This is a genomic window from Mesorhizobium sp. M7A.F.Ca.CA.002.09.1.1 (genome assembly GCF_003998555.1).
Lineage (GTDB): Bacteria > Pseudomonadota > Alphaproteobacteria > Rhizobiales > Rhizobiaceae > Mesorhizobium > Mesorhizobium ciceri.
In genome coordinates this window covers 1-8,787 of the sequence record NZ_RZRR01000131.1, presented here as the reverse complement: position 1 = coordinate 8,787, position 8,787 = coordinate 1, and the positions used below count along the sequence as shown (strand labels likewise).

Sequence of the window (8,787 nt, the reverse complement as noted above, 5' to 3'; positions counted from 1 at the left end):
GGCCTGCCTCATGCAGGAACAGAGCAGTGGTGAGGCCGCCGATACCGGCCCCGGCGATCAATGCTTTCATCAGTCACTCCCTTGCCGTGAAAAGTCCCCCCGAGCCGGCCAGATGCCCGTCGACTTCGCGACGTCACGGCGATGCGCGTGGCCGGGGATATTCGAGTTGCATGGCGACGAGGTCTGCCGTGCGGGCACCATGGCGGGCAGCGATGGCGCGCAGCGTTTCGTCCAGGACTTTTGCCGGTCTCCAGATGGCTTGACGACGAGGCTACCGGCGTTAGGTTTCGTCCGAAATGACATAAATCGGGCGAATACTGCCATGCGCAGGCACGTTGCCGTCGTCGTTCACCCCGGTTTCCAGCTTCTGGATGCGGCCGGGCCGACAACCGTCTTCGAGATTGCGGAGCGCTGCCGCCCGGACAGCTATGAGTTGGTTTTGCTGTCGCCCGGCGGCGGCGACGTTGAAAGCTCCTCTGGCCTGAAGCTTCTCACCAGACCTCTGCGCGACGGCCCTTTCGACACCGTCATCGTATCGGGCGGCGAAATCATCCGTTCCATCGAGGCGATGGACGAGATCGTCGCCTGGTTGAGGCGCGTGCCGGCGCGGCGCACCACCAGCGTCTGCACCGGCGCGTACCTGCTGGCACGGGCGGGATTGCTCGACGGCCGCCGCGCCACCACGCACTGGGCCAGCAGTCACGACTTCCACCGCCGCTACCCGAAGGTCAGGCTGGATGCCGAGCGTATTTTCATCAGGGATGGCGACATCTGGACGTCGGCCGGCATCTCGGCCGGAATAGACCTGGCGCTTGCCCTCGTCGAAGATGACCTTGGCGCTGAAGTGGCGCGCCGCACCGCACAGCAGATAGTCATGCACCAGCGCCGGCCGGGCGGCCAGTCGCAATTCTCGGCCTTCGTCGAACTGGGCGGGCGAACCGGCCGCTTCGCCGCGCTGATCGAGTGGGTGCGGGCAAACCTGGCCGAACCGCTGACCGTCGAATGCCTGGCCGATCACGCGGCCATGAGTCCCCGCAACTTCGCCCGCGCCTTCACGTCCGAGACCGGCGTCACGCCGGCAAAGGCGGTAGAGCGCATGCGCCTCGATACGGCCCGCACGGCGATCGAGACCAGCCATCTCCCGCTTGAGCGCATCGCCGAAGCCGCCGGTTTTGGCGATCCCGGACGCATGCGGCGTGCCTTCCTGCGTACCCTTGGCCAGCCGCCGCAGGCGTTTCGGACGGCCGCCGAACACAGGGGGCTTCAGTGGGGCAGCCAAGCAGCGGCTCTGCCGGCTTAAACGCCGTTCCGGTCCAAAAGCGGACAAAACCGAATGAGCGCACTTGATCCAGACCGAAGTTTCACGAAAATCATTCCAAAGCCGGTTGCTGCCATTCAGTGCGCCACTTTCGGCCTGTTGGACTGGATATTGCGGCGCCTGGCCCAATCGCCGCAGACGACGAACCGGATAGCCATTATGAGGAGACTGTTTATAACGGTCGCTGAAATCGCGATGACCAAGGGGAGACGATGCGCTACATACGTCCGCTTTCAATAGAAGATGCCGTTGGCCAGTTGGCCGGGTCGGCTGGTACGGCCGCCATCCTCGCCGGAGGCAGCGACCTCCTGGTCAGGATGAAGGGCGGCTTTGCCGAACCAGAGTTGATCGTCGACATCAAGGCGATCGATGGCTTGAGCGAGATCCGGGAAACGGCTGAAGGCTTCAGCATCGGCGCCGCGGTCCCTTGCGCCGTCCTGGGAGAGAACACCGCCCTCAAGAAGGCATGGCCTGGTGTCGTCGAGGCGGCCAAGCTGATCGGCTCCAAGCAGGTGCAGGGCCGCTGCACCATCGTGGGCAATCTCTGCAACGCATCGCCGGCCGCCGACAGCGTGCCGGCGCTGGTTGCCGCCGGCGCCAGGGCAGTGGTCGTCGGGCCGGCGGGCCGGCGCACGATCCCCGTGCAGAGCGTGCCGACCGCGCCGGGCAAGACGTCGCTGGCCAAAGGCGAGATCATCGAGGCGATCCTGCTCGACAAGCGCGAGCCGCGGTCTGGCGATGCCTATCTGCGTTTCATTCCACGCACCGAGATGGACATCGCGGTGGTCAGCGCCGGGGTGAACCTGACGCTCGACGAGCACGGTGTCGTCAAATCGGCCCGCGTGGCGCTGGGCGCCGTGGCGGCGACGGTGCTTCTGGTCGAAGAGGCCGCGGAGGTGCTCGTCGGCTCCAGGCTGGAAGAGGCGACGCTGGAGCGGCTCGCCAAGGTCTGCGCGGGGGCCTGTCGTCCCATCGACGACAAGCGCGGCACTATCGAATTCAGACGAAAAGTTGCGGGTGTGCTGGCCCAGCGGGCCGCCACATCAGCCTATGCACGTGCAGGAGGCAAATGATGGCTGGAATTGCAGTTTCAACGACAATCAACGGCGATGCTGTCGAGTATCTGTGCCAGCCCGACGAGACGCTGCTCGACGTCCTGCGCGATCGGCTGGGGCTGACGGGCGCCAAGGAAGGCTGCGGCACCGGCGACTGCGGCGCCTGCTCGATCATCCTCGATGACCGGTTGGTGTGCTCATGCCTGGTGCTCGGCGCCGAGGCTGAAGGCCGTCGCGTCGAGACCATCGAGGGCATGGCGCATGGCGATACGCTGCACCCGCTGCAGCAGAAATTCCTCGAGCACGCCGCATTGCAATGCGGCATCTGCACTCCGGGCTTCCTGATCGCGGCCAAGGACCTCCTGGCCAAGAACCCCGACCCGACCGAGGAGGAAATCCGCTTCGGCCTTGCCGGGAACCTCTGCCGCTGCACCGGTTACGACAAGATCGTGCGCGCCGTCCAGGATGCGGCCATCGTGATGAAGGGAGCCTGAGATGAATTTCGATCCACGTTTTTCCGGACGTAAATTCGCCTCCGTCGGCACACGTCCGATCCGTCCCGACGGCATCGACAAGGTGACGGGCCGCGCGCGCTACGGCGCCGACTTCAACATGGCCGGCCAGCTGGTCGGGCGCGTTCTGAGAAGCCCGCACGCCCACGCCAGGATCGTCAAGATCGACACGTCGAAAGCGGAAAAGCTCGCCGGCGTCAAGGCGGTGATCACCGCGGCCGACCTGCCCGACCTCACCGATGGCGATGCCGCCATGTACGACGTCCTCGACAATTGCATGGCGCGCACGAAGGCGCTCTATGACGGCCACGCGGTGGCCGCGGTCGCCGCGATCGACGCCCGCACCGCCAGGCAGGCGCTGAAGCTCATCGAGATCGAGTACGAGCTTTTGTCGCACGTCACCGATGTCGACGAGGCGGCGAAGCACACGGCGCCCTTGATCAATGATGCCATCTTCACCGAGGGCCTTGAGGAAAAGCCGGTAAAACCCTCCAACGTCACCAAGCGCAGCCAGTTTGGCCATGGCGATGTCCATCAGGGTTTCGGGCACGCCGACTTCATCGTCGAGCGCTCCTTCAAGACCGAGCAGACGCACCAGGGCTATATCGAGCCGCATGCCTGCGTGGCGAATTTCAGCTCCGACGGCACCGCCGACCTCTGGGTGTGCACGCAGGGCCATTTCGTCTACCGCCAGCACTGCGCCCAGCTGCTTGGCATGGAAGCCTCGAAACTGCGCGTCACCTCCTCGGAGATCGGCGGCGGTTTTGGCGGCAAGACCCATGTCTGGGCCGAGCCGGTGGCGCTGGCGCTGTCGCGCAAGGCAGGACGGCCGGTGAAGCTGGTGATGACCCGCGACGAGGTGTTCCGCGCCTCGGGCCCGACCAGCGCCACCTCGATCGACGTCAAGATCGGCGCCCGCAAGGACGGCACCATCACCGCCGCCGAAGCGACGCTGCGCTACAGCTGCGGCCCGTATGCCGGCTCCTGGGCCGAGATCGGCGCCATGACCGCGTTCGCCTGCTACAAGCTCGATAACGTCAAGACGGTCGGCTACGAAGTGCTGGTCAACCGGCCGAAGACCGCGGCCTATCGCGCGCCTTCCGCACCCATGGCAGCCTTCGCGGTGGAAAGCGCCGTCGACGAGCTGGCCAAGAAGATCGGCATGGACCCGGTCGACTTCCGGATCAAAAACGCCGCGCAGGAAGGCACACGGTCCTCCTACGGTCCGGTCTACGGCCCGATCGGCATCGGCCCGACGCTCGAGGCGGTGAAGAGCCATCCGCACATGAAGGCGCCGCTGGGCAAGAACCAGGGCCGCGGCATGGCTTGCGGCTTCTGGTTCAACTTCGGCGGCCAGACCTGCACCGACCTCAACATCGGCATGGACGGCTCGGTCTCGCTTGCCGTCGGCACGGTCGACGTCGGTGGTTCGCGCGCGTCGCTGTCGCTGGTGGCGGCGGAGGAACTCGGCATCGACTATTCCCAGGTCAAGGCGATCGTCGCCGACACGTCCAGCCTCGGCTACAACGACATGACGGACGGCAGCCGCGGCACCTTCTCGTCTTCCATGGCAACGATCTCGGCCGCCCGCAATGCGATCAAGATCCTGCGCGAGCGCGCCGCGCAGATGTGGGACATTGCCGTCGACGACGTGGTCTGGGAGAAGGGCCACGCGATCGCCAAGGGCGAGAAGCACGGCAATCTCGGCAAGCTGTCGCTGAAGGAGATCGCGGTCGAGTCGGGCAAGACCGGCGGGCCGATCGCCGGCCACAGCGAGCTCGTCGCCGATGGCGCCGGCGTCTCCTTCGCCACCCATATCTGCGATATCGAGGTCGATCCCGATACCGGCGCCGCCAGGGTCATCCGCTACACGGTCGTGCAGGATGCCGGCAAGGCGGTGCACCCGACCTATGTCGAGGGCCAATACCAGGGTGGTGCCGCGCAAGGCATCGGCTGGGCGCTCAACGAGGAGTATATCTACGGCAAGGACGGGCGGCTGCAGAACGCCGGCTTCCTCGATTACCGCATCCCGGTCTGCTCGGACCTGCCGATGATCGACACCCAGATCCTCGAAATCCCCAACCCCAACCACCCTTACGGGGTGCGCGGCGTCGGCGAGACGTCGATCGTGCCGCCGCTGGCGGCGATCGCCAATGCGGTGTCGAATGCCGCGGGCGTGCGCATGACGCACATCCCGATGTCGCCGCCGCGCATCCTTGCCGCGATCGAGGCGGAACGGGAATGGTCGAAGTAACGCTCTGGGGCTCGCTCGCCGCGACCGCCGGAGGCAACAGCAAGGTCGAGATCGAGGCCAAGGACATAAGGGAGCTGTTCAGGAAGCTGGCTGAACAGTATCCCGGCCTCGAGCCCTTGATCGACAAGGGCATCGCCGTTGCGATCGACGGGACGATCTATCGCGATACGTGGTCGAAGAAGCTGCCGGAGGGGGCGGAGATTTTTCTGCTGCCGCGATTGGCGGGGGGATAGGCGGACACATGGCAGGGTAAAAGGTGCACTGTCACCGTAATTCCCGTAATTCTAAGAAGGCCAAAAACCGCTGTTGGATTCGACCGGGAGGAGGGTCTGATTTGCGCCCCATGCCGGTCATCGCCACGGCTCATCGCCTCTTCTCACGAGCGGACATCTTCGCGACTAGGCTGAAGCTCGCTCGGCGCCGAGAACCCGCAGCGGAATGTCATGGACTCGATGGTCGGCCCTCTCATCTTTCCGTCCGCCCACCGCATATGCGCGACGTCGAAAACCCCGGGAAGGATTGCGTTGGAGCGGCGCTGATCAGACTGGTTGCGCCTCTTCAGTGTGGCGTGCGTTCCAATGGCGCAGCAGGACCGGGACCAAAAGCGCCACGCCGAGTAGCGAGGAATAGAGTTCGGGTGCCACCAGAAGCAGGGCGGCGAACACGAGCAGCACGTTTTCCCATGGGCGTGTGCGCACCAGAAGATAGCGCGATAGCGCGGCGCCCAGGCAGGTGATGCCCAGCACGCAGCCGAAAAAGGCGAGGAAGAAGTTCGGCCAGGTGAAATCCTTCGTCACCAGCAGCAGGGACGGTGAGAAGACGAACACGAAAGGAACCAGTGCCTTACCCATCCCCAGCCGGAAGGCGGTGTTGCCGGTCTTGAACGGGTCCGCCCCCGCCATGCCAGCGGCGGCGTACGCCGCCAGCGCCACCGGTGGCGTGATGTCCGCCAGCACTCCGTAATAGAACACGAAGAAGTGAGCGACGATCGGCTCGGTGCCGAGCATGACAAGCGCCGGCGCCGCGATCGTCACCATAATGATGTAGTTCGCGGTCGTCGGGATGCCGCAGCCCATCAGGATGCAGACGACGCCAGTCATGATCAAGGTGAACAATAGGGTCAGGCCCTGGGCCGAGAAGATCGCCTCGGGGATGAAGGTGCCGAAGAGAAGGGAAAGGTGTCCGGCCGTCGATGTGACGATGTAGGACAGCTTGAAGCCCACTCCGGTCAGGGTGACGACGCCCACGACGATGCCGACGGTTGCGGCAGCGGCTCCGACTGCGAGCGCATATTTGGCGCCGTCGCGCAGACACGTCACGATGTCGGCGACCGACATGCGCCGGCGCGGATTGAGCAAGCCGACGAGAATACACAAGGTGATGCCCCAGAAGGCGGCCATGTAGGGCGTGTAGCCCGAGAGCAGCACGCCGATAAGAACGACGAGCGGGATGATCGTCGGCCAGTCCCGCTTCAGCGCCTCGACGACATCGGGCATCTCGTCCGGCCTGAGCCCCCTGAGGCCGGTTCGCTTGGCCTCGAAATGCACCTGCATGAACACGCCAAAGAAGTGCATGAAGGCGGGCACGATGGCGGCAAGGATGATGGTCGTGTAGGGCAGTTCGAGAAATTCGATCATCAGGAAGGCCGCTGCGCCCATGATCGGCGGCGTCACCTGACCGCCGGTCGAGGACGCCGCTTCCACCGCTGCGGCGAAATGTTTCTTGTAGCCGAGCTTGATCATCGCCGGGATGGTCAGCGAGCCGACGGTAACGGTGTTGGCGACCGACGAGCCGGAAATCATGCCGAACAGCGCCGAGCCGAAGATCGACACCTTGGCGGGACCCCCGGCGTAGCGGCCGGCGACCCACGCCGCACAGTCGAGGAAGAGCTGGCCGAGGCCAATGCGGGTGGCGAAGACGCCGAACAACACGAAGTGGAAGACGTAGGTGGCGACGACGCCGAGCGCGATGCCGTAGATGCCCTGCGTCGTCAGATAAAGGTGATCGATGAGCTGGGAGACGGACGCGCCGGGGTGCACCAGAATGCTCGGCATGTACCGCCCCAACAGCGCGTAGGCCATGAAGACGACGGCGATGATGGGCAGCGGGATGCCGACGGAGCGGCGCGTCGCCTCCAGCAGAAGCAGGATGAGGATAAGGCCGAACACCACGTCGAGCGCCGTGGGATTGCCGACGCGGAAGGCAAGGTCGTCGAGCGGGATCATAGGCACGTGCATGACGACGACGACCGCAGCGATCGCCAGCAGCCAGTCGAAAAGGGGTATGCCGAGCGGCCGCAGGAGGCTGGACCGCGCGGGCTGGTCGTAGCTTTTCTTCACCAGCGGGAAGACGAGGAAGATCAGCGCCAGCACCATCGACAGGTGGATGCCCCGGTGCAGCATTTCCTGCAGCAGGCCGAAACCGGCGGTGTAGTAGTGAAACAGTGACAGCGCCACCAGGAGGAAGCCGACCAGCCAGCCCGCGACACGGGTCAGTGGCCGGAAGCGGATTTCGGAGTCGAATTTCTCCTCCAGTTCGCGAGCGCTCTCCTCATCGAACTCCATTGCGGAAAGCTTGATCTTGTCGTCATCGCTCATGGCCGGTTCCGTGTCCTGAATTTCCAGACAAAAGAGGCGGAAAGCATCCCTTCCGCCTCGTTGTTGTCAGCCGGTCCAAATGCCTCTTATTTCAGGGTGCCGACTTCCTTGTAGAATTTCTCTGCGCCGGGATGAAACGGAATGCCAGCGCTGGTAACCGCGTTCTGGAGCGTGATCAGCTTGCCCTTGGCGTGGCCTGCCTGCAGGGCCTTTTGGGTTTCGTCGCTGTAAAGCGACTTGACGATCTTGTAGACGAGGTCGTCGGTCTGCTTGGCGCTGGTCACCCATTGAGCGGCGACGGAAATGGTCTTGGTTTCGCCGACATTTTTGTAGGTGCCTTCCGGCACGGTATCGGTGGAGAAGAACTTCTGCTCGGACAGCAGCTTGTCGGCCTCGGGGCCGGTGATCGGCACCAGCGTGATGTTGTTGGTGGTGGCAAGCTCAACGATTGCGCCGGTCGGATAACCACCGACGAAGAAATAAGCGTCCATGGCGCCATCCTGCAGCCGCTCTCCGGCCGGGCCAGGCTTGAGATATTCGGGCTGCACGTCCTTTTCAGCCAGACCGTAAGCGCCAAGCACAAGTCGCGCATCGACGATGGTGCCGGAGCCCGGCTCGTCAAGAGAGACGCGTTTGCCCTTGAGATCCGCCACCGACTTAATGCCGGCGTCGGCACGCGCGACCAAATGGATCGTCTCGGGATAAAGCGTCGCGATGAGGCGCAGGTCGTCAACCTTGGGCTTGCCCTCATAGAGGCCGGTGCCCGAATGCGCCCAGTAGGCGACGTCGGATTGCGTGAAGCCCGATTCGGACGCGCCCGACTGGATGGCGCTGATGTTGGCCACCGAACCGTTGGAGGACGTGGCGGTGGCGACCAAGCCTTCGACGCCGGCCGCCCCGGTTGCCGAGATGGCGTTGGCGATCAGGCCGCCCACCGGATAGTAGGTACCGGACGTTCCGCCCGTGCCGATGCGGAAAAACGCCTGCTGCGCGCGTGCCGGCGAAAATCCGGCCGCAGCCAAAGCCAGAGCGCCCGCGCCTATGGAAAAGG

7 protein-coding genes and 1 pseudogene are annotated in these 8,787 nt (G+C 64.5%); 5 read left to right on the top strand and 3 right to left on the bottom strand.

Annotated features, from left to right (window positions below; genetic code table 11):
• Positions 1–133: 133 nt before the first annotated feature.
• A pseudogene (locus tag EN994_RS35980) lies at positions 134–250 on the bottom strand (transcriptional regulator); the annotation flags it as partial.
• Between the two features lie 72 nt (positions 251–322).
• Here EN994_RS35980 and EN994_RS08550 point away from each other — a divergent pair.
• The 5 genes from EN994_RS08550 to EN994_RS08530 all read left to right on the top strand — a co-directional run bounded on the left by EN994_RS08550 (position 323) and on the right by EN994_RS08530 (position 5,372).
• Positions 323–1,300, top strand: coding sequence for a GlxA family transcriptional regulator (locus EN994_RS08550; protein WP_063168618.1), 978 nt, complete (start codon positions 323–325; stop codon positions 1,298–1,300).
• Between the two features lie 230 nt (positions 1,301–1,530).
• Positions 1,531–2,391 carry a xanthine dehydrogenase family protein subunit M gene (locus EN994_RS08545; RefSeq protein ID WP_063168619.1) on the top strand — a complete coding sequence of 287 codons (861 nt, stop codon included), beginning with the start codon at positions 1,531–1,533 and terminating at the stop codon, positions 2,389–2,391.
• On the top strand, positions 2,391–2,867 hold the full coding sequence (locus tag EN994_RS08540; protein WP_013530647.1) for a (2Fe-2S)-binding protein: 477 nt from the start codon (positions 2,391–2,393) through the stop codon (positions 2,865–2,867). The genes EN994_RS08545 and EN994_RS08540 overlap by 1 nt, the downstream gene beginning before the upstream one ends.
• Position 2,868: 1 nt before the next feature.
• Positions 2,869–5,139, top strand: a complete 2,271-nt coding sequence (locus EN994_RS08535) for a xanthine dehydrogenase family protein molybdopterin-binding subunit (RefSeq protein WP_063168620.1) — start codon at positions 2,869–2,871, stop codon at positions 5,137–5,139.
• A complete protein-coding gene (locus EN994_RS08530; RefSeq protein WP_024501711.1) occupies positions 5,127–5,372 on the top strand; it encodes a MoaD/ThiS family protein in 246 nt (81 codons plus the stop codon). The genes EN994_RS08535 and EN994_RS08530 overlap by 13 nt, the downstream gene beginning before the upstream one ends.
• A 306-nt stretch (positions 5,373–5,678) precedes the next feature.
• Here EN994_RS08530 and EN994_RS08525 read toward each other — a convergent pair whose 3' ends face one another.
• Positions 5,679–7,736, bottom strand: a complete 2,058-nt coding sequence (locus tag EN994_RS08525) for a TRAP transporter permease (RefSeq protein WP_063168621.1) — start codon at positions 7,734–7,736, stop codon at positions 5,679–5,681.
• 86 nt (positions 7,737–7,822) lie between these two features.
• Positions 7,823–8,779 (bottom strand): TAXI family TRAP transporter solute-binding subunit, encoded by a 957-nt coding sequence (locus tag EN994_RS08520; protein ID WP_127232111.1) that lies wholly within the window; start codon positions 8,777–8,779, stop codon positions 7,823–7,825.
• Positions 8,780–8,787 lie beyond the last annotated feature (8 nt).